The organism is Clostridium sp. CM042, assembly GCF_055080995.1.
The window spans coordinates 2329028-2354245 of record NZ_CM143646.1 but is presented as its reverse complement, the minus strand read 5'-3'; the positions used below and the strand labels follow the sequence as shown (position 1 = coordinate 2354245).

At 33.4% G+C, this 25218-nt stretch carries 21 protein-coding genes, 2 tRNA genes and 3 rRNA genes; 22 read left to right on the top strand and 4 right to left on the bottom strand.

Translation table 11 applies throughout. The features are described from left to right. Positions 1 to 46 precede the first annotated feature (46 nt). Positions 47 to 778 (bottom strand): NAD-dependent protein deacylase, encoded by a 732-nt coding sequence (locus ACWJJ7_RS11130; RefSeq protein WP_462962198.1) that lies wholly within the window; start codon positions 776 to 778, stop codon positions 47 to 49. A 464-nt stretch (positions 779 to 1242) separates the two neighbouring features. Between ACWJJ7_RS11130 and ACWJJ7_RS11125 the strand changes: the two genes are divergently transcribed. From ACWJJ7_RS11125 to ACWJJ7_RS11100, 6 genes are all read left to right on the top strand, one after another. After that, a 16S ribosomal RNA gene (locus ACWJJ7_RS11125) occupies positions 1243 to 2768 on the top strand. A gap of 263 nt (positions 2769 to 3031) precedes the next feature. Continuing rightward, positions 3032 to 5974, top strand: a 23S ribosomal RNA gene (locus ACWJJ7_RS11120). Positions 5975 to 6030: 56 nt separating this feature from the next. Then, positions 6031 to 6147 (top strand): 5S ribosomal RNA (gene rrf, locus ACWJJ7_RS11115). The 16S, 23S and 5S rRNA genes sit together here with 2 tRNA genes alongside, the layout of an rRNA operon. Positions 6148 to 6153: 6 nt before the next feature. Beyond that, positions 6154 to 6229, top strand: a tRNA-Phe gene (locus ACWJJ7_RS11110). Positions 6230 to 6235: 6 nt separating this feature from the next. Further along, positions 6236 to 6310, top strand: a tRNA-Cys gene (locus ACWJJ7_RS11105). A gap of 421 nt (positions 6311 to 6731) precedes the next feature. Beyond that, on the top strand, positions 6732 to 7232 hold the full coding sequence (locus ACWJJ7_RS11100; protein WP_462962197.1) for a hypothetical protein: 501 nt from the start codon (positions 6732 to 6734) through the stop codon (positions 7230 to 7232). A 79-nt stretch (positions 7233 to 7311) separates the two neighbouring features. On the opposite strand, the gene ACWJJ7_RS11095 is transcribed toward ACWJJ7_RS11100, so the two are convergent. After that, on the bottom strand, positions 7312 to 8457 hold the full coding sequence (locus ACWJJ7_RS11095) for a zinc-binding metallopeptidase family protein (protein WP_462962196.1): 1146 nt from the start codon (positions 8455 to 8457) through the stop codon (positions 7312 to 7314). Positions 8458 to 8716: 259 nt separating this feature from the next. On the opposite strand from ACWJJ7_RS11095, the gene ACWJJ7_RS11090 reads away from it, so the two are divergent. The 9 genes from ACWJJ7_RS11090 (at position 8717) to ACWJJ7_RS11050 (ending at position 14861) form a co-directional block, all read left to right on the top strand. Continuing rightward, positions 8717 to 8929, top strand: a complete 213-nt coding sequence (locus tag ACWJJ7_RS11090) for a sigma factor G inhibitor Gin (protein WP_462962195.1) — start codon at positions 8717 to 8719, stop codon at positions 8927 to 8929. Further along, positions 8908 to 10356 carry an aminotransferase class I/II-fold pyridoxal phosphate-dependent enzyme gene (locus ACWJJ7_RS11085; protein ID WP_462962194.1) on the top strand — a complete coding sequence of 483 codons (1449 nt, stop codon included), beginning with the start codon at positions 8908 to 8910 and terminating at the stop codon, positions 10354 to 10356. The genes ACWJJ7_RS11090 and ACWJJ7_RS11085 overlap by 22 nt, the downstream gene beginning before the upstream one ends. Before the next feature lie 29 nt (positions 10357 to 10385). Continuing rightward, positions 10386 to 11006 (top strand): dTMP kinase, encoded by a 621-nt coding sequence (gene tmk / locus ACWJJ7_RS11080; protein WP_462962193.1) that lies wholly within the window; start codon positions 10386 to 10388, stop codon positions 11004 to 11006. 15 nt (positions 11007 to 11021) lie between these two features. After that, positions 11022 to 11351, top strand: a complete 330-nt coding sequence (locus ACWJJ7_RS11075) for a cyclic-di-AMP receptor (protein ID WP_462962192.1) — start codon at positions 11022 to 11024, stop codon at positions 11349 to 11351. 57 nt (positions 11352 to 11408) lie between these two features. After that, on the top strand, positions 11409 to 12353 hold the full coding sequence (locus ACWJJ7_RS11070) for a DNA polymerase III subunit delta' (protein WP_462962191.1): 945 nt from the start codon (positions 11409 to 11411) through the stop codon (positions 12351 to 12353). A gap of 1 nt (position 12354) precedes the next feature. After that, positions 12355 to 13266, top strand: a complete 912-nt coding sequence (locus ACWJJ7_RS11065; protein WP_462962190.1) for a PSP1 domain-containing protein — start codon at positions 12355 to 12357, stop codon at positions 13264 to 13266. Positions 13267 to 13276: 10 nt separating this feature from the next. Further along, positions 13277 to 13480, top strand: a complete 204-nt coding sequence (locus ACWJJ7_RS11060; protein ID WP_462962189.1) for a heavy-metal-associated domain-containing protein — start codon at positions 13277 to 13279, stop codon at positions 13478 to 13480. Between the two features lie 242 nt (positions 13481 to 13722). Then, entirely contained in the window at positions 13723 to 13980 is a 258-nt protein-coding gene (locus ACWJJ7_RS11055; RefSeq protein WP_462962188.1) for a YkuS family protein, read from the top strand. A gap of 224 nt (positions 13981 to 14204) precedes the next feature. Further along, a complete protein-coding gene (locus ACWJJ7_RS11050) occupies positions 14205 to 14861 on the top strand; it encodes a LysM peptidoglycan-binding domain-containing protein (RefSeq protein ID WP_462962187.1) in 657 nt (218 codons plus the stop codon). A gap of 153 nt (positions 14862 to 15014) precedes the next feature. On the opposite strand, the gene ACWJJ7_RS11045 is transcribed toward ACWJJ7_RS11050, so the two are convergent. After that, positions 15015 to 15671 carry a PIN domain-containing protein gene (locus ACWJJ7_RS11045; RefSeq protein ID WP_462962186.1) on the bottom strand — a complete coding sequence of 219 codons (657 nt, stop codon included), beginning with the start codon at positions 15669 to 15671 and terminating at the stop codon, positions 15015 to 15017. Positions 15672 to 15889: 218 nt separating this feature from the next. On the opposite strand from ACWJJ7_RS11045, the gene ACWJJ7_RS11040 reads away from it, so the two are divergent. The 7 genes from ACWJJ7_RS11040 to ACWJJ7_RS11010 all read left to right on the top strand — a co-directional run bounded on the left by ACWJJ7_RS11040 (position 15890) and on the right by ACWJJ7_RS11010 (position 24350). Further along, entirely contained in the window at positions 15890 to 16639 is a 750-nt protein-coding gene (locus ACWJJ7_RS11040) for a tRNA1(Val) (adenine(37)-N6)-methyltransferase (protein WP_462962185.1), read from the top strand. A 54-nt stretch (positions 16640 to 16693) separates the two neighbouring features. Then, positions 16694 to 17536, top strand: coding sequence for a 16S rRNA (cytidine(1402)-2'-O)-methyltransferase (gene rsmI / locus ACWJJ7_RS11035; RefSeq protein ID WP_462962184.1), 843 nt, complete (start codon positions 16694 to 16696; stop codon positions 17534 to 17536). Between the two features lie 109 nt (positions 17537 to 17645). Beyond that, positions 17646 to 18785 (top strand): C40 family peptidase, encoded by a 1140-nt coding sequence (locus ACWJJ7_RS11030; RefSeq protein WP_462962183.1) that lies wholly within the window; start codon positions 17646 to 17648, stop codon positions 18783 to 18785. Between the two features lie 1067 nt (positions 18786 to 19852). Next, complete coding sequence (locus tag ACWJJ7_RS11025; protein WP_462962182.1) at positions 19853 to 20446, top strand: DUF1836 domain-containing protein; 594 nt, start codon at positions 19853 to 19855, stop codon at positions 20444 to 20446. A gap of 118 nt (positions 20447 to 20564) precedes the next feature. Continuing rightward, positions 20565 to 21563 (top strand): ornithine carbamoyltransferase, encoded by a 999-nt coding sequence (gene argF / locus ACWJJ7_RS11020; RefSeq protein ID WP_462962181.1) that lies wholly within the window; start codon positions 20565 to 20567, stop codon positions 21561 to 21563. Positions 21564 to 21681: 118 nt separating this feature from the next. Beyond that, positions 21682 to 21888: a hypothetical protein gene (locus tag ACWJJ7_RS11015; protein WP_462962180.1), complete on the top strand. Its 207-nt coding sequence runs from the start codon at positions 21682 to 21684 to the stop codon at positions 21886 to 21888. Positions 21889 to 22436: 548 nt separating this feature from the next. Further along, on the top strand, positions 22437 to 24350 hold the full coding sequence (locus ACWJJ7_RS11010; RefSeq protein WP_462962179.1) for an EAL domain-containing protein: 1914 nt from the start codon (positions 22437 to 22439) through the stop codon (positions 24348 to 24350). 216 nt (positions 24351 to 24566) lie between these two features. On the opposite strand, the gene ispF is transcribed toward ACWJJ7_RS11010, so the two are convergent. Next, positions 24567 to 25034: a 2-C-methyl-D-erythritol 2,4-cyclodiphosphate synthase gene (gene ispF, locus ACWJJ7_RS11005; RefSeq protein ID WP_462962178.1), complete on the bottom strand. Its 468-nt coding sequence runs from the start codon at positions 25032 to 25034 to the stop codon at positions 24567 to 24569. Positions 25035 to 25218: the final 184 nt, after the last annotated feature.

Here is a 25218-nt window from a genome sequence, read left to right as displayed (position 1 = left end):
CAGTCTGTTTATTTTGGTTAAAAATATAAATTCATTTTCAACTAAATTAAAATTTACATACTGTACTTAAAACTTTACCTATGCTATCATGAATTACTAAATTTGCTTGTTTGTCATAAGGGGTAGAAGACTTGTTAATAAGAATTAAATTATTTCCTCTAAAATATTTTATGAGATTTGCAGCGGGATATACCACAAGAGAAGTTCCACCCACAATCAGTGTATCAGCAATACTTATTGCTTTAATAGAACAGTTTAAGACATCTATATCTAAACTTTCTTCATAAAGAACTACATCTGGTTTAATAATACCACCACAGACATTACATTTAGGAACTATGGGTTTACTATTTAACATATAATTCAAGTTAAAAAAATTATTACATTCCATGCAGTAATTTTTATGTATAGATCCATGAAGTTCATATACATTTTTGGAACCTGCCATTTGATGCAAACCATCAATATTTTGAGTGATTACAGCTTTTAATTTATTCTTTTTTTCTAGTTTAGATAATGCAATATGTGCATCATTGGGAATTGCATCTGCAAAAATCATATTAGATTTATAAAATTTAAAAAAGTCCTCGGTATGATTTACAAAAAAAGAATGACTTAAAATAACTTCAGGAGGAAATTTCAAATCATTTTCTAGTTTATATAAACCCTTTGCAGAACGGAAATCAGGAATACAACTTTCTGTAGATACGCCTGCACCTCCAAAAAAAACTATATTAGTAGTATTTTTTATAATTGTTTTTAATAATTCATAACACATAACCTCAACTCCTTAACTATAGTATAACAGTCTAAAAAAAGTTAGTTGTTATTAATAAGAAAATAAAATATAATAGGAGAATTCAAAATTTATAAATATAGTAAAAAACTATATACTTATCCTAGTGTATCAATATGTGATATTGTTAGAATTAATAGTGAATAGCGGAGATAAATGAGAATAAATTGAATATATGAACCATAATTCAAATATACAATTATTTTATTATGGTAAAATAATTCTTGTCGCTGAAAGACAGTGACGGTAGATACGAATAACAAATTGGTCTTTGAAAATTAAACAGAGAAATAGGTAAAGATAGCGAAATAATATTTCGTTAAACCAGTTAATTACTTTAGTATAAAGTAAAATTTAGTCGTAAGACTAAAAGTATGTAATGAGCTTGCTAACCAGCTTAACAGTTGGCGCAGATTAATCATTTCAACTAAAAAAGTGTAAACTTTTAAATTGAGAGTTTGATCCTGGCTCAGGACGAACGCTGGCGGCGTGCCTAACACATGCAAGTCGAGCGATGATTCGTCTCCTTCGGGAGACGTTGATTAGCGGCGGACGGGTGAGTAACACGTGGGTAACCTGCCTCAAAGAGGGGAATAGCCTCCCGAAAGGGAGATTAATACCGCATAATATGTTTTGGTCGCATGATCGAAACATCAAAGGATTTTTCTTCGGAAAATTCCACTTTGAGATGGACCCGCGGCGCATTAGCTAGTTGGTGAGGTAACGGCTCACCAAGGCGACGATGCGTAGCCGACCTGAGAGGGTGATCGGCCACATTGGAACTGAGACACGGTCCAGACTCCTACGGGAGGCAGCAGTGGGGAATATTGCGCAATGGGGGAAACCCTGACGCAGCAACGCCGCGTGAATGATGAAGGCCTTCGGGTTGTAAAGTTCTGTCTTCTGGGACGATAATGACGGTACCAGAGGAGGAAGCCACGGCTAACTACGTGCCAGCAGCCGCGGTAATACGTAGGTGGCAAGCGTTGTCCGGATTTACTGGGCGTAAAGGATGCGTAGGCGGACATTTAAGTCAGATGTGAAATACCCGAGCTTAACTTGGGTGCTGCATTTGAAACTGGGTGTCTAGAGTGCAGGAGAGGTAAGTGGAATTCCTAGTGTAGCGGTGAAATGCGTAGAGATTAGGAAGAACACCAGTGGCGAAGGCGACTTACTGGACTGTAACTGACGCTGAGGCATGAAAGCGTGGGGAGCAAACAGGATTAGATACCCTGGTAGTCCACGCCGTAAACGATGAATACTAGGTGTCGGGGGTCGAACCTCGGTGCCGCCGTTAACACATTAAGTATTCCGCCTGGGGAGTACGATCGCAAGATTAAAACTCAAAGGAATTGACGGGGGCCCGCACAAGCAGCGGAGCATGTGGTTTAATTCGAAGCAACGCGAAGAACCTTACCTAGACTTGACATCCCCTGCATAACCCAGAGATGGGTGAAGTCCTTCGGGACAGGGTGACAGGTGGTGCATGGTTGTCGTCAGCTCGTGTCGTGAGATGTTGGGTTAAGTCCCGCAACGAGCGCAACCCTTATCATTAGTTGCTACCATTAAGTTGAGCACTCTAGTGAGACTGCCCGGGTTAACCGGGAGGAAGGTGGGGATGACGTCAAATCATCATGCCCCTTATGTCTAGGGCTACACACGTGCTACAATGGTGAGTACAAAGAGATGCAAGACCGCAAGGTGGAGCCAAACTCAAAAACTCATCCCAGTTCGGATTGTAGGCTGCAACTCGCCTACATGAAGCCGGAGTTGCTAGTAATCGCGAATCAGCATGTCGCGGTGAATACGTTCCCGGGCCTTGTACACACCGCCCGTCACACCATGAGAGTTGGTAACACCCGAAGTCCGTGAGGTAACCGTAAGGAGCCAGCGGCCGAAGGTGGGATTGATGATTGGGGTGAAGTCGTAACAAGGTAGCCGTAGGAGAACCTGCGGCTGGATCACCTCCTTTCTAGGGAGTAGATGTATTGACTTCGGTCGATGCAATATCTATTGTAATTAATCGTACCTAGTTCTCTGTTTAATTTTGAGAGACTAATTTTAGTTAACTCTTAGGAGTTAGCTAATTAATAGTTTTTCTTAAAATGTTCTTTGAAAATTGCACAGTGAAAAAAGTTGTTTTAAAAAAATTAAAACTATGAAAATAGTTTATGAATTGATTTAATACAATTTCGCAAAATTAATATAACCGTCTATGTAAATAGACAGAATCAAGGTCAAGCTACAAAGGGCGCATGGCGAATGCCTTGGCACTAGGAGCCGAAGAAGGACGCGTTAAGCTGCGATAAGCTTTGGGTAGGCGCAAATAGCCTGTGATCCAAAGATTTCCGAATGGGGGAACCCACATAGTAACAACTATGTACTGCATACTGAATAAATAGGTATGCAGAGGTAGACCCGGGGAACTGAAACATCTAAGTACCCGGAGGAAGAGAAAGAAATATCGATTTCCTAAGTAGCGGCGAGCGAAAGGGAAAGAGCCCAAACCCAGGTCTTTGACCTGGGGGTTGAGGATAGATCATAAATACTGCAATTCCTTAATTGAAGATAGCTGGAAAGCTGCTCCGCAGAAGGTAATAGGCCTGTAAATGAAAAGGAAAAACAGTCAGATCTAATCCAGAGTACCACGAGACACGTGAAACCTTGTGGGAAGCTGGGAGGACCACCTCCCAAGGCTAAATACTACCTAGTGACCGATAGTGAAGAAGTACCGTGAGGGAAAGGTGAAAAGAACCCCGGAAGGGGAGTGAAATAGAACCTGAAACCGTGTGCCTACAACCGGTCGAAGCACTTTATATGTGTGACGGCGTGCTTTTTGTAGAACGAGCCAACGAGTTACGATATGTAGCAAGGTTAAGTACTTAAGGTACGGAGCCGAAGGGAAACCAAGTCTGAATAGGGCGTTGTGAACGCAAGTTCACGAAGTTGCATGTCGTAGACCCGAAACCGGGTGACCTATCCATGGCCAGGATGAAGCGGAAGTAAAATTCCGTGGAGGTCCGAACCACGTTGGTGTTGAAAAACCATGGGATGAGCTGTGGATAGCGGAGAAATTCCAATCGAACTCGGAGATAGCTGGTTCTCCTCGAAATAGCTTTAGGGCTAGCGTCGATTAATTGAGTAATGGAGGTAGAGCACTGAATGGGCTAGGGGCTGACAACAGTTACTGAACCCTATCAAACTCCGAATGCCATATACTTTTATTTCGGCAGTCAGACTGCGAATGATAAGATCCGTAGTCAAAAGGGAAACAGCCCAGACCATCAGCTAAGGTCCCAAAGTGTAAGTTAAGTGGAAAAGGATGTGGGATTTCTAAGACAACTAGGATGTTGGCTCAGAAGCAGCCACTCATTTAAAGAGTGCGTAATAGCTCACTAGTCAAGAGATCCTGCGCCGAAGATGTCCGGGGCTAAAACTTACCACCGAAGCTATGGGTGTACACAATTGTGTACGCGGTAGAGGAGCTTTCTGTACTGGCTGAAGTCATACCGTAAGGAGTGGTGGACGGTACAGAAGTGAGAATGTTGGCATGAGTAGCGAGAGTTAAGTGAGAATCTTAACGGTCGAAAACCTAAGGTTTCCTGAGGAAGGCTCGTCCTCTCAGGGTTAGTCGGGACCTAAGCCGAGGCCGAAAGGCGTAGGTGATGGACAATCGGTTGATATTCCGATACCACCAATGGACGTTATTAGAAATGGGATGACGCAGGAGGATAAGATGTGCACACTATTGGATGTGTGTCTAAGCATTTAGGCGGAGCAAGCAGGCAAATCCGTTTGCTCTTAACGCTGAGATGTGATGGGGAAGGGAATTTATTCCCGAAGTATCTGATTCCACGCTGCCAAGAAAAGTCTCTATCGAGGATATTGGTGCCCGTACCGCAAACCGACACAGGTAGGTGAGGAGAGAATCCTAAGACCATCGGAAGAATTGTTGTTAAGGAACTCGGCAAATTGACCCCGTAACTTCGGGAGAAGGGGTGCCTACGTAAGTAGGTCGCAGAGAATAGGCCCAAGCAACTGTTTAGCAAAAACACAGGTCTCTGCTAAAGCGAAAGCTGATGTATAGGGGCTGACGCCTGCCCGGTGCTGGAAGGTTAAGGGGATTACTTAGCGCAAGCGAAGGTATGAACTTAAGCCCCAGTAAACGGCGGCCGTAACTATAACGGTCCTAAGGTAGCGAAATTCCTTGTCGGGTAAGTTCCGACCCGCACGAATGGCGTAATGATTTGGGCACTGTCTCAACAACACATCCGGCGAAATTGTAGTGCAAGTGAAGATGCTTGCTACCCGCGATTGGACGGAAAGACCCCGTAGAGCTTTACTGTAGCTTAGCATTGAATTTCGGTATTGTCTGTACAGGATAGGTGGGAGACTGAGAAACATGGGCGTCAGCCTGTGTGGAGTCATCCTTGGGATACCACCCTGACAGTACTGAGGTTCTAACTGGAGGCCATGAATCTGGTCACAGGACATTGTTAGGTGGGCAGTTTGACTGGGGCGGTCGCCTCCAAAAAAGTAACGGAGGCGCCCAAAGGTTCCCTCAGCGCGGTTGGAAATCGCGCGAAGAGTGCAAAGGCAGAAGGGAGCCTGACTGCGACACTTACAAGTGGAGCAGGGACGAAAGTCGGGCTTAGTGATCCGGTGGTACCTCGTGGGAGGGCCATCGCTCAACGGATAAAAGCTACCTCGGGGATAACAGGCTGATCTCCCCCAAGAGTCCACATCGACGGGGAGGTTTGGCACCTCGATGTCGGCTCGTCGCATCCTGGGGCTGAAGTAGGTCCCAAGGGTTGGGCTGTTCGCCCATTAAAGCGGCACGCGAGCTGGGTTCAGAACGTCGTGAGACAGTTCGGTCCCTATCCGTCGCGGGCGTAGGAAATTTGAAGGGAGCTGTCCTTAGTACGAGAGGACCGGGATGGACAAACCTCTGGTGCACCAGTTGTCACGCCAGTGGCATCGCTGGGTAGCTATGTTTGGAAGGGATAAACGCTGAAAGCATCTAAGCGTGAAGCCCACCCTGAGATGAGATTTCCCATAACGCGTGTTTTTAACACAAGTTAGTAAGACTCCTGGAAGACCACCAGGTTGATAGGTTAGAGGTGTAAGCATGGTAACATGTTCAGCTGACTAATACTAATAAGTCGAGGGCTTGACCTAAATAAATAAAAAAGCGAATTCACTGTGCAATTTTCAGAGAATATTTATATTCTCAATCTGGTGATTATGGCATGAAGGTAACACCCGTTCCCATACCGAACACGAAGGTTAAGCTTCAATGCGCCGATGGTACTGCAGGGGTGACCTTGTGGAAGAGTAGGTTGTCGCCAGGTAAATGTGGCTGGATAGCTCAGTCGGTAGAGCAGAGGACTGAAAATCCTCGTGTCCCTGGTTCGATTCCTGGTCTAGCCACCAAGTTATGGCGCTATAGCCAAGCGGTAAGGTCAAGGTCTGCAAAACCTTTATTCCCCGGTTCAAATCCGGGTGGCGCCTCCAAAACACTTTGTAAATTTACAAAGTGTTTTTTTTGCGTCCAGTATGTTTCTGGAGCCAATATGCTGAAAAAAGCTATGTAACCTAATTAACGGAGGATTGTACAATAAATATTTGAACCTAATTACACGACGTCTACCTACTTGATTATTTTAGATATGCTCAGTTCATTTTTTTAGTAGATATAAATAAAATATCTATAATGTTTATTAAAATTAAGAAATATAGCGAAAAAGCTAGAAATATCTATATTGATGCATATGGATTAGTATAAACAATGTATATGGGCATATATTATGGTATACGCACTATAGTGAGCTTAGCACAAGTAGATTAATATATGAAATGCTAGTATAATCACATATGTTGGGCACAAAACTATGTATGCCTAGCACTTTTAATTGGTTTAGGGGGTCTGGCTTTCATGTATAAAGAGATGGTTCAAAGAAAAAAGTTTCCAGCTATAATATTGTTGTTTATTACATTAATTACATTTATATGCCTATCAGACGTATTACCTAAGGCAAGTATAGGCAGAATAAATATTAAAACGGTTGTAACTATGTTCTTTAATACACTAATGGTTGCTCTTTGTTATATTGAGTTCTCAAAATGTAAGGTTAAGTATAAGTATTCAATTGTAGCAGATCAATTCATTATTCATAAAATAAAAGGTGAAGAGGTTAAAATACTAGAAGATATTAAATTAAAGGATATAGATTATATTGGTAAATATAGAAACTATAGTGCAGATATTCATATTAGTAGCAGTAAAAAGTATATTTGTTCTACGTTTATTGGTAGTAAGTTTTGTTGTGTATATAAAGTAGGAGATAAATTTAAAAAGTTTTATTTTGAGCCTAGTGATGGTCTTATGAATAAAATTAAATTACTAAAAGAAAAATCATATTTTAAAAATAAATAATAGATTATAAGAAGTATAATTGAGTTAGGATTACACTTCTTTTTTATTGTAAAAATAACATACAAATTTTATTTGTATGTTATTTTAATTCAAGTGCAATTTCTTTTAATAAATCTTCTTTCTCAATAATGTCGAGGCCTGTTAAGGCAAGAGCTTCTGCAGCTTTTATCATATTATTTTTACAAAAATCTGTTTGAGTTTCTAGAGCAAACACGGGTGATGGGCAACTCATCGAGGAATCTTCTGTAATAGATATGGATGGATATATGCATGGAGTAATATGGCTTATAGAGCCTATTCCCAGGCCATATAGAGTATTTTTACAACAAGCAATATCGATGATGCCACATTCTTTTAAGTTGTGTGTAAATATTCTTGATAAAGATTTATTAGTCAAAAGTTCTTGTGAGGGCAATTCAAATATGCTTATTTCTCCAGTTATATTCATTATTTGAGACAGTGATTGAATAAAGTCTACAATAGTTTTTTCTAGAGATTTAGCTTCTTTTAGGCTAGGAGCTTTCAAATAAAATTTGACCTCTGATTCAGAAAATGCATTAAGGTATGAAGAGGCATTTTCTATAGAAATGGTATCAATAAAATAACTGTTGTCTAATCCTTTTAACAATTGACTTAATGTATTAAGTATAAATAAATAGGCATCTAAAGATGAAAAGTTACTAAGAATTTGATTGTTATTATTAATAGTTTGGTGACATTTAAGTTTAATTGGAATTGTAGCCATGGAGGTGCCGCTTTCCGCATTGCTTGTATCACAGTGAGGAGCAATAATAACATCCATATCATCAAAACATTTTTCCTTTGTTAAAGCTAATTCTGAGCCATTTGTGTACTCGCCTGGGCATCCTAATAGAATTACACTCCCACCGCTTTTAGATATTACTTTTGATAATCCTAAAGCTGCCGCAATAGAAATGCTAGCATTCACGTTATTACCAAAAATATGACCTACATTTTCAGTAGATGTGTATTTGCATATATAGCATATCTTAGGGTGGCCATTTCCATATTGAGCATAAAAAGAAGTAGGAATACTACAATAGTTTTCTTGTATTTCAAAATCATGAGATTTTAACATATTTATTATGTAAGAATAACATTTATATTCTTTATAACTCGTTTCTGGATTAGTATAAAGGTAATTTGATAAATTATGGATATCTTCTTTTATACTGCTTATATAACTTATAATTTCTTGTTTCATGCCTTTTCCCCTTTCAAAAGTTTAATACTTATTAACACATTTAGTATAACCAAAGGTACACAAATATATTGATAATAACAAATAAAATTTTATAGGTTCAAATATTAATTTTATATAGCTATTTATGGCATAAAATGTAGATAAATATATTTTAAATTATTATGTGGACAAAATAAGAAACCGTACTTAGTTGAATAAAATATAGTATAAGAGGCTATAATTTAGGTAGTTTTTAGTTAGCAAGTTTAAGGGGGAAATTATGAAAAAAGAAAAATGTATTATATGTAGAAAGCCTCTAAATGATGGTATAATAATAAATGGAATAGGAATTTGCAATAATTGCGAAGGAAGAATTATAGAATCAAAGGCTAATACTGATTTTTATGAATATTACAAGAACTGTATAAGAAAGACTTTGGTGCAGTTTATACCAAGAGGAGTGACTAAGGATTGTCAAGATTACCACTTGTAGATGGAGTGTTGAAATATATAAAAGAACAAAATGTTTCCTTTTGTACGCCAGGGCATAAGGGAGGGCTTGGTTTTTTTAAAACGATAAGGGGCAAGGAGCTTTACGAAAATTTTATAAAAGGGGACATTACTGAGGTTGATGGATTAGATAATCTTCACCATGCAGAAGGAATAATAAAAGAGTCTCAACAATTATTGAGTGAATACTATGGAAGTATTAAATCTTATTTTCTAGTGAATGGTAGTACTAGTGGAAATTTAGCTATGATTTTTTCATCCTTCAATGAGGGTGACAAAATCATTGTAGAGAGAAATTGTCATCGCTCGATATTTAATGCCATTATTATGAGAAAACTAAAGCCGGTATATATTAAAAATAAAATTCATTCAAAATATGATGTTCCTTTTCCTTTAGATAAGGAGCATTTTTGCACTTTAATTAATGAAAACAAAGATGCTAAAGGGATTATTGTTACCTACCCAAATTATTATGGTATATGCTTTGATTTACCATATATTATAGACATAGCTAGAAAATATAATATTAAGGTATTAGTAGATGCCGCTCATGGCGCGCATTTTGGTGCCAATAAGTTATTACCCGAAAACCCCTTGAAAATGGGTGCTAATATGGTAGTTATGAGTGCACATAAAACTCTACCTAGCCTAACTCAAACAGCTTTTTTACATGTGGGAAAAGACACGGACATTAGTAAGGTAGATTTCTATACAAGTGTGTTTTTAAGTACAAGTCCATCATATATGTTTTTGTGTTCAATGGATTATGCAAGATTTTATATTCAAGAGTATGGTGGGAATGGTTATGAAGAGTTAATTAAAATATGTAAGTTTAATAGAGATAGAATCAATAGATTAGGCAAATTTCACATTATAGGTCAAGAAGATTTACGTGATATATCAGAGAAGTATACTGAAGAAGATAATAAGTATACTATGGATTTAACTAGGTATATATTAAATGTACCTAAGGGGTATAGTGGACATAAGTTATTAGAATATTTAAGAATAAACAAAATTCAAGCTGAAATGAGTGATAGTAGAAATGTAGTTTTAATATTTTCTCCCTTTAATAATCAGCAAGATTTTGAAGAGTTATACATAGCTCTGAAAAACTGTGATATGAACACTTTAAAGGGGAAATATGTAGAATTAATAGATTATGGTATGCCAATTCCAATTATGTACCCATATGAAGTAATGGATAGAGAAAAAACTCTGGTAGAGTTAAAAAATTCAGAGGGTAAAATAAGTGCGGTAGCAATAGTTCCATACCCGCCAGGAATACCTATTGTAATGCCTGGAGAAAGACTGGATGAGGATACTATAGCTGTGATAGAATATTATTTGCAATGCAATGTAACAGTGCTTGGAATTAATGATGGGAAAGTAGCAACATTAGAAAAATAGATACTATTAATATTGGTGGAGGGGATTGAATGGAAAGAGGGCGTCTAATAGCACTAGAAGGCCCAGATGGTTCAGGGAAAACTACTCAAATACAATTACTAGAAAAGCATCTAAAAGAATTGGGATATGAAGTAGTAAGAACTAGGGAACCGGGCGGCACAGAAATTAGTGAGAAAATCAGAGAAATAATATTGGATAATGGTAATTGTAATATGAGTTATATGTGCGAGGCATTACTTTATGCTGCGTCTAGGGCTCAACTAGTTAGTGAGGTTATAAAGCCAGCCTTAGACCTGGGTAAGATAGTTATATGCGATCGTTTTGTATATTCTTCAATGGTGTATCAAGGCATTGGTCGCGGACTCGGACTGGATAGAATAAAAAGCATGAATGAAGCCGCTTTAGATGGATTAGAAGCAGATTTAATATTTATGATTACCATCCCCTATGAAGAAGGATTAAATCGAAAAAAATTGCAAAAGACTCTAGATCGTTTAGAAAATGGTGGGAATGAATTTCATAAAAAAGTTTTTGAAGGTTACTTAGATATTTGTAAAAAATATGGTAAAATAGAAGTAATAAATGGTAATAGGAATGTAGATGAAATACATAAAGATATAATAAACAGAATAAAAAAAATAAAATTATAAAAAGGATGGGGTTAAATGAAATTAGTTATTGCAATAGTACAAGATGATGATGCAAATGATTTAATTGAGCAAATAACAGACAAGGGTTTTAGGGTTACAAAATTAGCTACAACCGGAGGGTTTTTGAAATCAGGAAATACGACATTACTAATGGGTGTTGATAAAGAAAAGGTAGATGAGGTTTTAGCTATTATCGAGGAAGTATGTAAGGAAAGAAAGCAAATAATATCATCACCTTCACCTGTAGCTGGTTCTACTGGAGTATATATGCCATTCCCTATTGAAGTGGAGGTAGGTGGAGCAAATGTATTTGTAGTTGACGTAGATAAGTACATAAAGGTATAACTAATTAGAAGCAAGTATATATAAATCTATACTTGCTTCTATGTATGGAGGATTAAAATGAGTTTTGAGAGCATAATAGGTCATAATAGTATAAAGAATCAAATAAGTAAATCTATAGACGCAGATAGGTTATCACATGCTCACCTTTTAGTTGGAGAGGATGGAATAGGCAAAAGTATACTAGCTAAGAATATAGGGTTAAAGATTTTAGGGAAAAATCAAGATAGGCAATATGTGGATTTGGTGGAATGGAGAATAGAAAAGAACAAAAGTACGATAGGGGTTAACTCTATAAGAACTTTAATTGAAGAAATTAACAAAAAACCTTATGAAGGTGATAAGAAAGTTATTATTATTTACAATGCTCATAAAATGACGGTGCAAGCTCAAAATGCTTTTTTAAAAACGATTGAGGAGCCACCTAAAAACGTGATTATACTTTTATTATGTGAAAATCTCGAAGTTATACTGGACACAATAAAATCAAGATGCCAAATACATAAACTTAAGAATTTAAACGTAGGTGAGATGGAAGAGTTTTTAAAAATAAATTATTATGATTTATCTTTAGAGGAGATAAGAGTTATTATAGCTTTTAGTGATGGAATACCAGGAAAAGCTGAAAAGTTTATTCAAGATAATAATTTCAAGGATATTAGAAATATTACCTTGGAAATATTACTTAATCTTAATAAAGTTGGAACTGAAGAGCTAATTAAATATGAAAAAAAATTATCTAATCAAAAAGAAAATTTTGAAGAAATATTAACTGCATTTCTTTCGTATATTAGGGATACTATAATATATAAAGAAATTGAAGAAGAAAGTTTAATTCTTAACATAGATAAGTTATTAAGTATAAAAGAATTGGCTAATATATTTTCATTTATCAAATTAAATGGTATTATAAGCATAATAAATGATACTAGGGAGAATTTAGTTAGGAACGTTAACCCGGGGTTGGCGTTTGAAGTAATGCTATTTAAAATGCAGGAGGTTTAACATGGTTACAGTAATAGGAGTACGATTTAAAAAAGCTGGTAAAATATATTATTTTAGTCCAAATGGTATAGATATTCAAAAGGAAAATAAGGTTATTGTTGAAACAGTAAGAGGGATAGAATTCGGAGAATGTGTTATTGGCATAAAGGAAATACGAGAAGATGATATAGTATCTCCTCTTAAATGTGTCATTAGAAAGGCTACAGATGGAGATGCAGAAAAAGACTTAGAAAATAAAATAAAAGAAAAGGAAGCCTATGAGATATGCTTAGATAAGATACATAAACATGAACTGGATATGAAACTCATAGATGTAGAGTATACTTTTGATAATAATAAAGTTATATTTTACTTTACAGCAGATGGAAGAGTGGATTTTCGTGAATTAGTAAAGGACTTAGCGGCGGTATTTAGAACCAGAATAGAACTTAGACAAATAGGAGTTAGGGATGAGGCAAAAATGATAGGTGGGCTTGGACCGTGTGGTAGGCCTATGTGTTGTTCAACCTTTTTGGGTGAATTTGCACCAGTGTCTATAAAAATGGCTAAAGAGCAAAATTTATCATTAAATCCTACAAAAATTTCAGGTATTTGTGGTAGACTTATGTGCTGTCTAAACTATGAGCAGGACACATATGAAAGAATAAGAAAAACTTTACCTACGGTAGGATCTATAGTAGACACACCTTATGGTAGAGCAGAAGTTATCGGGAATAGTGTTGTAAAAGAAACTGTGAAAATTAAGATAAAACTTAATGGTAGCGATGAAGAAATAGTAGAGGTTAAAATCGAAGACTTAACATTAATTTCTGGAAGATATGAAGATGCTGTTATTGTGGAGAATATTAAATTAGAATTAGATGAAAATGAGGAGGATTCATATGTTGTAAAAGAATTATTTAAGGATAACTAGGGGGGTAAAGATGAAGTCAGTTATAAAAGTATACAATATGAATACTTCGAGGGATATCAGTAACATTAATGTAGCAATATCAAATAATCAAGGAGTAGTTGCTTGCCAAATAAATAGTGTAAGTAAGGAAATAGAAATAATATATGATGATTATTTTGTTTCATTGGATAATTTAATTGAGTCAATTGAGGTAGCCGGGTATACGGTTATATAAAGAAACCAGAGGAATTTTATCTGGTTTCTTTTCTTAGTTTTTTGATATATTTAATCATCACCTACGGTGCTGCACAGCTTCGAAGAAGATGAATTAACGACTTAAGAAGGAGATTTATAATCCCAATTATAGAAGTGGGAAACTTTCCTTCTGAAATGTCGTTAAAAAGTAAAGTATAAATGACTTCATATGAATACACATTTTAGAATTGGAGATAATAATTTTGAAGGGAGGCTTAAAATATGAAGAAATTAGCAGTGCAAAAGGGATTAAACCCAATTAAAGATTACTTGAGTGACGAAGGATATACAGTCAAAGAATTTGATAATAGAAAAAAGAATGCAGGTAATTTTTTAAATAAGTATGATGCGGTTATTGTTACGGGTGAGAATCAAAATATTATGGGGATAGAGGATACTATATCAAAAACTTCAATTATTAATGCAACTGGAATGACAGGTGAAGAAGTTAAGAAGGAAATAGAAAAAAATAGTAAATAACAAAAAGTAATATATCGGTATATAGAGGCTGTTAACTTATATTCAAAGGTTAACAGCCTATTTTTGTCGTTGAGTCACATTTAAGGCATACTGATAACTTTTGCAAAAACATAAATCAAGTTAGTTTAAATAACAATAAAATGTATTAGAGGTATGAGAATTTTAAATTAAGTCAATAATTTAAATGTAAATCATTGATAATAAATATGAAAGGGGTTTTAAATATGAGTATGAAAAAAGGAATAATTGGTATATCTACGATTGCTGTAGTAATGTTAGGAGTGTTTTTTTCTATAAAATTTATTGGAGGAAGAGAGAATGTAGCTAATGTAAAATTACAAGAGGATAGTATAGTGCAAAGCGATAAATCAATACCTATAGATAATAATGAGACATTAACAAATAAAAATACTCAAGAGAAAAGCACTAATGAAATGGATACTGCTTATATAAATGACAAAACTAACGTTGGAATGTATACTGTTAAAGAAAATGACACAGTGTTTAGTATAGTAAAAACGTATACACCTAGTCAGGACAAAAGCAAAATGGTTGAATTTATTAAAAGAAGGAATGGTATAAATGAATCTTACAAAATTGCAGCGGGTCAGAAGATAGTAATTCCTTATGAAAAAGCAATTCAAGCTTCGACTGATGTAGTTGAAAAAGCTAAAGCAGATAAAACAGATAAAACAGCTGTAGTTAAAAAATCTAAAACTGGTGACTACACTGTTAAAAGCAAAGATACATTAACTTCAATTGCCAAAAATAATATGACTTCATATAATGTGAAAAAAGCGATAGAAATGTTAAAAGAAACAAATAAAATTACAAATGAGGATGCTATAAAAGAAGGCACAATTATTAATATTCCAAAATAATAGCTATAAAAAAGAAGTGTAATTTTGATTATCTCAAAATACACTCCTTTTTTATAGTGCAAGTAGTTGATGGATTAAATCATATCCTGTGGAGTTACACAGCTTCGAATAAAATGAATTAACTACGGTAAAGTTGAAACAAATATTAGTTTGTTAAATCCTAAGTATTTGCATTTTACTACTTTCAGCAAAAATAAAGTCACCATCCAAAGTTAATAAAAAGTCTATATTATTGTACTCCGCAGTAGCTATGTGGAAAGCATCATTTACAGATAATAAGTTTTCACACATAAATTTTTTAACTAGAGATATACACTCTTCAGGAATGTTAAGATATTTTATATTTATAATTTTTTCTAGTTCTGAAATTATTTCTACGGACTTATTGTAATAGATATTCAATAAATTTCTTTTCATAGAATTTTTAGAAATATTATCAAAATACCTTTTATATGGAATATGAATAAGTCTGTCTTTTTTCTTTTCCTTTAATATTTTTGTATCATGACGGCTAAAGCTACTTGCTATAGATCTAATATTGACGGCTGAGTTATAGGGTCTATTATTGCTTATTTTACATTGGATGTCACTAATGAACAATTTATAAAGTATTTTATTTAAAACTTCTGCAGAGATGATACTGGTAGTGTAAAACTCACAACTTCCTTCAGAAAGTTGCTTTAAGCATGATAAACAATCACTATGCTTAATATCGTCATCATATATTAAGCTGAGCAAGAAGGATGCATCTAATAAAACAGAATTTTTATTGAAAACTATATTTTTAAAAGGATATAATATTAATTGCATTTTTAACCTCATTATAATCGATTATTATATAATTAATATATATTCAACAATGTTTACTAATAGTAGTTTTATAATTAATTAGATTAGTGATAAATAAAATAAAATATATTTATTATTTTATAATCGGTATTCTCTTGATTTAGCAATAAAAATTGAGGTATACTTCTTTTGTTGTTATGTATAAAGTAAATATAGATTTCATAGAAAGGAGATACATAATGGAGTTTTTAGGAAATGATGAAACTTTAGATGATCTTAATTTAAAGGGAATTCATGTTATTCAAAAAAAACATGCTTTCCGATTTGGGGTGGATGCAGTATTACTTGCTAATTTTGCTAAAGTAAGAAGAAATGCTAAAGTTGTTGATTTATGTACTGGTACAGGAATAATTCCTTTCATATTAGCAGGTAAAACATATGCAAGTAATCTAATTGGTGTGGAAATTCAAAAAGAATTTGTTGATATGGCGAATCGATCCGCACGATATAATGATTTAGAACATAAAATTAAATTTATAAATGGAGACTTAAAGGATATAGAATTCATTAAAAGCATTCCCAAGGTAGAAATTGTTACAGTTAATCCACCTTATAAACTTCAAAATTCAGGATTAATAAGTTTAGATGATAAGAACGCTATAGCAAGACATGAGATTTGTTGCACATTAGAAGATGTAATTATTGCATGTAGAGCTTTGCTGAAGGATAATGGGCGGATGTATATGGTACATAGGCCTGATAGATTAGTTGATATTTTATGTGCTATGAGAAAACATAGAATTGAGCCTAAACGTATAAGAATGGTGTATCCTAGTGTAAATAAGGCGCCTAACATTGTACTCATCGAGGGACAAAGAGATGGAGGAACCTTTCTAAAATGGGAGCCCCCTCTTTATGTTCACACTGAGGATGGTGGGTATACTCAGGAAATTGTTGATATGTATAATTCAAATACAATAGAATATTAAATAATTTAAAGGTAGAGCCAATTAATGCAAATATTAAAGTAAAGGGTGATAAGAATGTCAGGAAAATTATACTTAGTTCCAACCCCTATAGGCAATTTAAAGGATATAACGCTCAGAGCATTAGAAGTGTTACAAAATGTAGATATAATAGCGGCAGAAGATACGAGGCAAAGCTTAAAATTACTGAATCATTTTAATATAAAAAAACCACTTATAAGCTATCATCAACATAATGAACAAGGAAAAAGTCAAAATATAATTGAGCAAATAAAAGAAGGTAAAAATATAGCTATAATTAGTGACGCAGGATCGCCGGGAATATCAGACCCGGGAAGTGTAATAGTTTTAAAGTGTATAGAACAGAACATAGAATTCGTAGTGCTTCCTGGAGCTACTGCAATTACTACTGCACTTGTATATTCAGGTCTTGATACTACAAAATTCATATTTAGAGGATTTTTACCTAGGGAAAATAAAGAGAGAAAACCTATTATTGATGATTTAATAAATAGAAGTGAAACTTTAATTTTCTATGAAGCTCCTCACAGACTCTTAAAAACTTTAGAATTTTTATATGAAAATGTTGGGAATAGGAAAGTATCAATGTGTAGAGAACTTTCAAAAATGTATGAAGAAATAATTAGGCTGAATTTGGAAGAAGCTATAGCTTATTATAAGCAGAACTCCCCAAGAGGAGAATATGTATTAGTAATTGAAGGTAAGAGTAAGGATGCTATAGATAAAGATGAAAGAGCTAAATGGGATTCATTAACTATAGAAGAACATATACAAAAATATATGGATGAAGGAATAAATAAAAAAGATGCAATGAAAAAAGTCGCAAAGGATAGGATTATGCCTAAATCAGAAGTATACAAGTATTCATTGGAAATTTAACCAATGTTTCCATTGAGGTTTTGTGCAAAGTAGTGTTATAATAAAAATGTCGATTTAAGAAGAAATAAATTAAATACATATATATATTTTTTGATATGGGGGGATTGGGTTGCGTAAAAAAATAATATCGCTTATAGTAACAATTGGACTGGCTGCTACAATAAATATACAGGTATTGGCAGATCCATTATCTGATAAGCTTAGTAATCAAAAGAGTCAGCTTGAGGAGCAAAAAAACGAGTACAAGAAAATACAAGATAATGTTGCGGATATAGAAGTTTCAATTGAAAAATTGGATTCGGGCATAGGAAAAATGGGTATAGAAGTGGACAAAACAAAAGCTAAAATAGGTGAAACTGAGAAGCAAATAGAAAAAACAACAAAAAATATACAGGTTGCAGAGGCTAATATTAAAGAAGAAGAAGACTTATTTAATAAGAGAATGCGAAGCATGTATATGAATGGTGTGGATAGCTATTTGGAAGTTTTATTGAATTCCGAAGGAGTAGAAGATTTTATTTCAAGAGTTGACAACATTAAAAAAATTGTGGAATATGATAATAAAATTATTGGAGAATTAACAGCTGAAAAGAGTAAAATTGAAAACAAAAAGGTTGTGCTTGAAACTGAAAAAACTAAGTTATTAGTGTTGAAAACTGATAATGAAAATAAGATAGGCAAGCTTAAAGAAAAAAAGCAAGAACAAGATGCATTAATCAAGGAAGCTGAAAAGAAAAAACAATTATATTTTGGCAAGATTAATGATGGACAGGCTACCGTAGATGCTACTATGAAGCAAATACAACAAATAAGAGATGATGCGGCGGCTAAGGCTAGTCAATCTAATACTACTCAATCTAATACTACTCCATCTAGAGGATCAGGATCAGCGTCACTTAGCTCTAATGCGATAGTTGCTTATGCAAGTAATTATTTAGGAACACCATATGTTTGGGGTGCTGCTGGTCCTCAATATTTTGATTGTTCTGGTTTTATGCAACATATATATAATCATTTCGGAGTATCATTAAGCCGAACTACTTATACACAGATAAATGAAGGATCATATGTACCTAGAGAAGCTTTGCAACCGGGAGATTTAATTTTCTTTGGTTCATCGTCAGATCCACATCATGTGGGGATGTATGTAGGTAATAACTCATATATTCATGCACCTCGTACGGGAGATGTGATTAAAATATCAGCATTGACAAGAGGAGATTACCTTACTGCAAGAAGAGTTAAGTAATTATGAATGAAAACAGGCTATTTTAATAGTCTGTTTTTTATTCACAAGAAAATTGTAAAATTTGATTTTTATAAGACCGTAAATTGGCCACAGAAAACACAAGATGGATGATATTTTCTGTGGCTAATTACCTAATAGCAATGTAAACGAATTCAAAAAAGTTGCAATATTGATAATGCTAGATTAAGTATCTGCAAATACTATATTGATAGCAAAAGAAGGAATAGAAAAGATATGTGGTATTGCTGAGGGGGGTAATAAGTTCGAGGGTATAAACATGGCTGACTAAAGTAGGAGTGGATTAGGTAAGCTATTTTATTGGAAGAGTAGATAATATAGAAACAGCTAGTTTGCAAGTGATTTCAGATGTAGCTAAAATCACTTGCAAACTATAATAATTTATTTAAATAAGATAGAAATTAAATAGCAGAAAAAGATAAAAATTGAAAGTAGAAAAATAATTTGATACTCTTTTCTCCACACAAGGATTAACAGTTTATGAACAGGTGATAATATATCATGTGGATAAAAAACTTGTCAAAATTACTTTTAATATGTAAATGCTTTTAAATAAGGCTTTCAGTGTAAACTAAATTATCCACAGCTTCTGTTGATTAAATGTTAAAAACAGTGGATAACTTAATTATAATGATTGGAATTTGGATGTTTGCAATATTAACTGTGAATTAAATCAAATTGTACAACGAGAATCATGTAAAAGAATAGACTATATTGCGTATTATAAATAATGTTAAAAATTAGTGGTTTTTTCAAACCGATAATTTATATTAACCTTTATTTATTATTAAAATTTACAGAGTAAAGAAAAAATAACATTAACACAGTAATATTTTTATTTAAATATACTATGACATATGAATATGTTTTTATATGCGAATGTAAGGTTAGTCATTTTCAAACTTCTACGGAAATAATGCAAATTATAAAAAAAAGAAAATAACTTGTAATAGGCTATACATACCTTATAATATAACTATATATATAATTATATGCTAAAGACTAGAAAATATATTTTATTAAGTATATTAATTTTTGGAAGGTGACAAATGGTGGATAAGGCTAAATTTACTCTAGATAATATAAGTTCATTATCAAAATCGATATCAGAAAACAACATAATTCTGTATGAAGAGTTACCTCAGTACGATTTGTTTTTATCTCAAGTGATTGATTACTTAAATGATAAATTTGATGCTGATAATTACACTAATAATATAGTACAGAATTATATAAAAGGCGGAGTTATATCGAAACCAGAAGATAGTAAAAAAAGAGGCTATACAAAGTTACATCTTGCCCAATTAGTGTTACTTAGTTACATGAGACCTATACTTACATCAGAGGAAATTAAAAAAGTATTTAGGCTAGCTTTTAATGAAATTAATGATAGGGAAGATGATATTATTTCATGGGAAAAAGCCTATAAAATTTTCGCTGATATGCAAAAGGAAAGCCTTAATCATTTTGTAAAAAATCAGTTTTGTGATAAATCAAAATTACAAAGTATAATTAATGCTTTAGATTTAAAAGAAAGTGACGAAGAAAGAATAACAGTGTTTTTAGTTGTAATGACATTGGTATCACAAGCTAGTGCTATAAAAAAATTAATACGAAAAATTGTAGATGATTATGAAAATTAAAAAATAAACAAGTGGATATTAATTATTTTAAGCAGGGGATAACGGTTATTTGTTAACTTTTAGAATATACTAAAAGTTAACCAATAAAGAAAGTAAAAATAAGAGAGGGGAAATTATTATGTTTAACTTAAGAAACAGAAACTTTTTAACTTTGATGGACTTTACTCCAAAGGAAATAAACTACTTTTTAGATTTAGCTATGGATTTAAAAAAAGCTAAGTATGCAGGTACAGAACAACAGAACTTAAAAGGTAAAAACATTGCGCTAATATTTGAAAAGAGTTCTACAAGAACAAGATGTGCGTTTGAAGTAGGCGCACTAGACCAAGGAGCCCATGTAACGTACCTTGGACCTACAGGAACTCAAATTGGTAAAAAGGAATCTGTAGCAGATACAGCTAGAGTTCTTGGAAGAATGTATGATGGGATAGAATATAGAGGATATGGCCAAGAAATAGTTGAAGAACTAGCAAAATATGCAGGAGTGCCTGTATGGAACGGATTAACAACTGAAGACCATCCAACACAAATTCTTGCAGATTTTCTAACTATAAAAGAACACTTTGACAAACCATTAAGCAGCATTTCATTTGTATATGCTGGAGACGGAAGAAACAACATGGCAAATGCATTGATGATAGGTGCTGCTAAAATGGGTATGGACTTTAGAATTGTATCACCAAAGAGCTTATTCCCAGAAACATCATTAGTTGCAAAATGTAATGAAATTGCTAAAGAAACAGGAGCAAAAATTACTATTACAGACAGCGTTGATGCAGGAGTTAAAAATGCAGATGTAATCTACACAGACGTATGGGTTTCTATGGGCGAAGCAGACGAAGTTTGGGCATCAAGAATAGAACTATTAAGACCATACCAAGTTAATATGGAAATGCTTAATAAGACCGGTAATAAAAACGTTAAATTCATGCACTGTTTGCCAGCTTTCCATGATTTAAAGACACTTGTTGGTAAAGATATATTTGAAAAATATGGTCTTGAAGGTTTAGAAGTTACAGATGAAGTATTTGAAAGTAACCATTCTATTGTATTTGATGAAGCAGAAAACAGAATGCATACAATCAAAGCAGTTATGGTTGCAACATTAGGAAATTAATGTAGGTTTAAATAGTATCAGCAAGTAAATCAAAATTAATAACATTTTTAGCATAAATAGTAGTACACCATAATATTTATTAACTTATAGTTAATAAATATTAAAGGGGTAGATGGATATGCTAAATAAGATACCAACATTAATTTATGATCTGTGTGGGGACAAAGTAGAAGTTATGAGTTACACGAAAGTTTTTTTCGAAAATAAGAATGAAGAGGGTTATGTGCTTCATGTAGAGCAACATGATAGAACTACATCTATAAGTGAGTTTGATTTAGAGAAAAGAGAAGATAAGTATTATTGCACTAGGAAATTGTTTAGTTAACTAAATTTTTGAACATAGTTTTAACGATATTTATTTAATCACACAAGCTTTATAATTAATAAAGTTTGTGTGATTTTCTGCGTTTATAGTAATATTATATATTTGTAGTATAATCAAATAATGACAAGTATATTTTAACAGCATTTAAGAAGGAAAGTACATTAACTTCTATAAGTAGGGGTAGCTACCATAGCAAAAAAAAGAAAACTTCAGTGGGAGTCTAAATCTCCTTCTAAAGTCGTTAATGCATCTTCTTTGAAGCTGTGCATCTTCTTCGAAGCTGTGCATCTTCTATGAAGATGTTACAGCTTCGCAGAAGATGATTTAACTTGTAAAATAGAAAATATTGTCTATAAATATAAGGGTGAATTAATCGATAAATAGTGTAAATCATAAACTTCTAGGGAAATTAATAGTTTATACACTGTTAACTTCCCTAGAAATGGTTTATAATTTTATAAAATTAATGTATGAAATGTAATAAGTCTGGACAAAGGTATGTTTATCTATAGTATAGATATAATAATAATTGGTGCAGGGGGTAAAATATGCTAAGCCAGAAAGAGAAAATAATGATTTTAGAAAATTTTGCAGAAGAAAATCAACCTATAGAAATAATAAATGAATTAAATGATGGACAATCTGTTGCAGCGGTATATACTGTGGAATTTAGTGAATCGCGTAAACTAGGAGTTTTAAAGATCCAAGAAATGAATGAAAGTGGATTACATAATAAAGCATTCTTACAAGCAATAGAGAATGGAATTGAAGGATATATTCCTAAAATTATTGATGAAGTGGAAATACAATGTGAAAATAATTTAAAGAGATTTGGAGTTTTATATGAATTAGGCGGAGATAATGTACTGGGGATTAAAACATTGAAATATTCAATGGAAAATGAATTAGCATTAGTTAAGCAAACTTCAGAACAAGTAGCTAAATTTTTATATAATTGGAATAAACCTCATACCTCTGAAATTAAATCTCCTATTGATATAATGAAAACTTCCTTAGGTTATAGATTTATGGATGAGAAATTTATAAAGGGTTTTGAAACATTAATGATTGATGAGGATAAAAAATGGTTAGTTATTGATGGAGTTGATAAATTTTTTCCAAATCCATATAAATTTTTTGCAGATGAAAAGGTGTGGTGTGGTCGTAAAATAAAATATTTAGATTCATGTATACATGGTGATTTGCACGGAGGAAATATAATTGTTTCAGTAAAAAAACCGTCTATTATTGATTTTGGAAGTTACCAACTTCATAGTAATATTTTTTATGATACAAGGTATTTGGAAATACACTCTTTAATGGACTATTTAAAATTCGATAACAATAAACAAAGAAAATTTTGGATTAGTTTATGCGAGGAATTAACAAGAAATGTTAAGTATGTTGATATACCAGATGGAGAGGGAGCTAGTATATTGAGAGATATAATACCAGAATTAAGACATGGTATAGACTATTTGCTCTCGGATTCTAGAAATAAACTATATGAGCCATCTTTTTATTTAGCTGGAGTTTCTGCAGGATTGAATTTCATTCGTAAAACAAAGGATGCAAATAAAAGGATGGCAGCAATGATATATACAATGTATAACTTAAGAGCAGTTTTAAAGCATGAACTTATAGATTTATATAATCCTAGTTTATTATCGAGCACTAGTGTTCAGTGGTTTTTAGATGAAGCTTCAATAAGTGAGTATCTAGATAATGATTCAATATATAAAATTGATGAAAAGGCATATCACATTTCGGGTATAATAAAAAATAAGTCTATAGAGCTTACAGTTGAGCCTATTATAAGCTTAAACAGTGGTAAGGTTAAATCATTAGAAATACTAGTCAGGGATTCAAGATTAGAATTTTTTCCGGATGAAATGTTTGAAAAAGCTAGACTTACCGGGGATTTAGAAAACCTTACTATGCTAGCTTGTGACAAATTAAATAACTATCTAAACAAACTTGAACCATTCATTGAAGAAGGATTATTTTTTAAGCTCCAATCGGATACAACTAGGCATACTATAAAAAAAGTTATAAAGAAATTGCAAGGGACAAACTTAGTTTTAGAAATTACACAACGTATACCAAGAAGTGCATTTTGGCGTAATTTTGCTGATGAATTAAAATTCAAATTGGCTATGGACAACTTTGGAGAAGGTAACTCTAATATGGTAGAATTAATAAAGATGAAGCCACATTTTGTAAGGATTTCTCAGGAAATAGTAAAAGATGTGCATAAAGATGAAATAAAAGCATTGATGATAGAACATATGGTTAAAATGGGTATCAAGACAGGAATGAAAATTATAGCCGAGGGAATACGAACTTTGGAAGAAAAGGAAAAGCTAATGGAACTAGGTGTTGAATATGGACAAGGTACATATTTTTCTTCAGCTATGCTTATTGATCATGCAGATTATGAAATTTGGAAACAAGGATTTTAGAATTTTAACGGCAGTTCAGAAGGAAATCTCCCAGTTCTATAAGTGGGAGTTACAGACCCTAACAAGCAGAAAACTTCAGTGGGAGTATAAATCTCCTTCTGAAGTCGTCAATTTATCTTCTGCGAAGCTACTTCAGCTCCGCGGGAGATGATTTAAGGCCATTTCTTTTATAGAAAGTGGCCTTAGTTTATATATTTTATAGAAAACTATAAAGTTTTACTTTAAAAGACAAATGGCATTAGAAGAGATTCCCTCTAGGCGACCAGTAAAACCAAGGCATTCCTCTGTAGTAGCTTTAATATTAACTTTATCTATAGGCAATTGTAGAGCAGTTGCAATATTTTTTACCATAGGGGGTATATGTGGTGCCATTTTAGGTTTCTGTGCAATTATCGTAGCGTCAATATTTTCTATTATATAATTCTTATCTTTTATTAAACTACCTACATATTTAAGTAGGACAATGCTAGACATGCCTTTATATTTAATATCAGTATCGGGGAAATGAGTTCCAATGTCACCAAGAGCCGCAGCGCCTAGAAGAGCGTCTATGATAGCGTGAACAAGAACGTCTGCATCTGAATGCCCTAGTAATCCAGCTTCGTGCGGTATGGTTACTCCACCAAGTATTAAATTTCTACCCTTAACTAATTTATGAACATCATAGCCCATTCCAATTCTCAAGCGAATTACCTCTTTTCAATTTAATTTATAGATATTTTAAATATATGGAAATGTAGCAGTAGGAATATATGCTTTTCTTTATATAATATAGCATTCCATAAGAAGGTAATCAAGAAATTTTATTAGGGTAACATATTAAAATGTGCAGTGAGGTACTCACGGACTTATAGTAATAGGTAGATAG

What these genes read in the sequence shown, in the direction of transcription:
- ACWJJ7_RS11050 (WP_462962187.1), top strand. Translation starts at nt 14,205, where the DNA reads ATGAGTATGAAAAAAGGAATAATTGGTATATCTACGATTGCTGTAGTA.
- ACWJJ7_RS11100 (WP_462962197.1), top strand. Translation starts at nt 6,732, where the DNA reads ATGTATAAAGAGATGGTTCAAAGAAAAAAGTTTCCAGCTATAATATTG.
- ACWJJ7_RS11015 (WP_462962180.1), top strand. Translation starts at nt 21,682, where the DNA reads ATGCTAAATAAGATACCAACATTAATTTATGATCTGTGTGGGGACAAA.
- ACWJJ7_RS11095 (WP_462962196.1), bottom strand. Translation starts at nt 8,457, where the DNA reads ATGAAACAAGAAATTATAAGTTATATAAGCAGTATAAAAGAAGATATC.
- tmk (WP_462962193.1), top strand. Translation starts at nt 10,386, where the DNA reads ATGGAAAGAGGGCGTCTAATAGCACTAGAAGGCCCAGATGGTTCAGGG.
- ACWJJ7_RS11065 (WP_462962190.1), top strand. Translation starts at nt 12,355, where the DNA reads ATGGTTACAGTAATAGGAGTACGATTTAAAAAAGCTGGTAAAATATAT.
- ACWJJ7_RS11045 (WP_462962186.1), bottom strand. Translation starts at nt 15,671, where the DNA reads ATGCAATTAATATTATATCCTTTTAAAAATATAGTTTTCAATAAAAAT.
- ACWJJ7_RS11060 (WP_462962189.1), top strand. Translation starts at nt 13,277, where the DNA reads ATGAAGTCAGTTATAAAAGTATACAATATGAATACTTCGAGGGATATC.
- ACWJJ7_RS11010 (WP_462962179.1), top strand. Translation starts at nt 22,437, where the DNA reads ATGCTAAGCCAGAAAGAGAAAATAATGATTTTAGAAAATTTTGCAGAA.
- ACWJJ7_RS11055 (WP_462962188.1), top strand. Translation starts at nt 13,723, where the DNA reads ATGAAGAAATTAGCAGTGCAAAAGGGATTAAACCCAATTAAAGATTAC.
- ACWJJ7_RS11070 (WP_462962191.1), top strand. Translation starts at nt 11,409, where the DNA reads ATGAGTTTTGAGAGCATAATAGGTCATAATAGTATAAAGAATCAAATA.
- argF (WP_462962181.1), top strand. Translation starts at nt 20,565, where the DNA reads ATGTTTAACTTAAGAAACAGAAACTTTTTAACTTTGATGGACTTTACT.
- ACWJJ7_RS11075 (WP_462962192.1), top strand. Translation starts at nt 11,022, where the DNA reads ATGAAATTAGTTATTGCAATAGTACAAGATGATGATGCAAATGATTTA.
- ACWJJ7_RS11130 (WP_462962198.1), bottom strand. Translation starts at nt 778, where the DNA reads ATGTGTTATGAATTATTAAAAACAATTATAAAAAATACTACTAATATA.
- ACWJJ7_RS11040 (WP_462962185.1), top strand. Translation starts at nt 15,890, where the DNA reads ATGGAGTTTTTAGGAAATGATGAAACTTTAGATGATCTTAATTTAAAG.
- ACWJJ7_RS11090 (WP_462962195.1), top strand. Translation starts at nt 8,717, where the DNA reads ATGAAAAAAGAAAAATGTATTATATGTAGAAAGCCTCTAAATGATGGT.
- ACWJJ7_RS11025 (WP_462962182.1), top strand. Translation starts at nt 19,853, where the DNA reads ATGGTGGATAAGGCTAAATTTACTCTAGATAATATAAGTTCATTATCA.
- rsmI (WP_462962184.1), top strand. Translation starts at nt 16,694, where the DNA reads ATGTCAGGAAAATTATACTTAGTTCCAACCCCTATAGGCAATTTAAAG.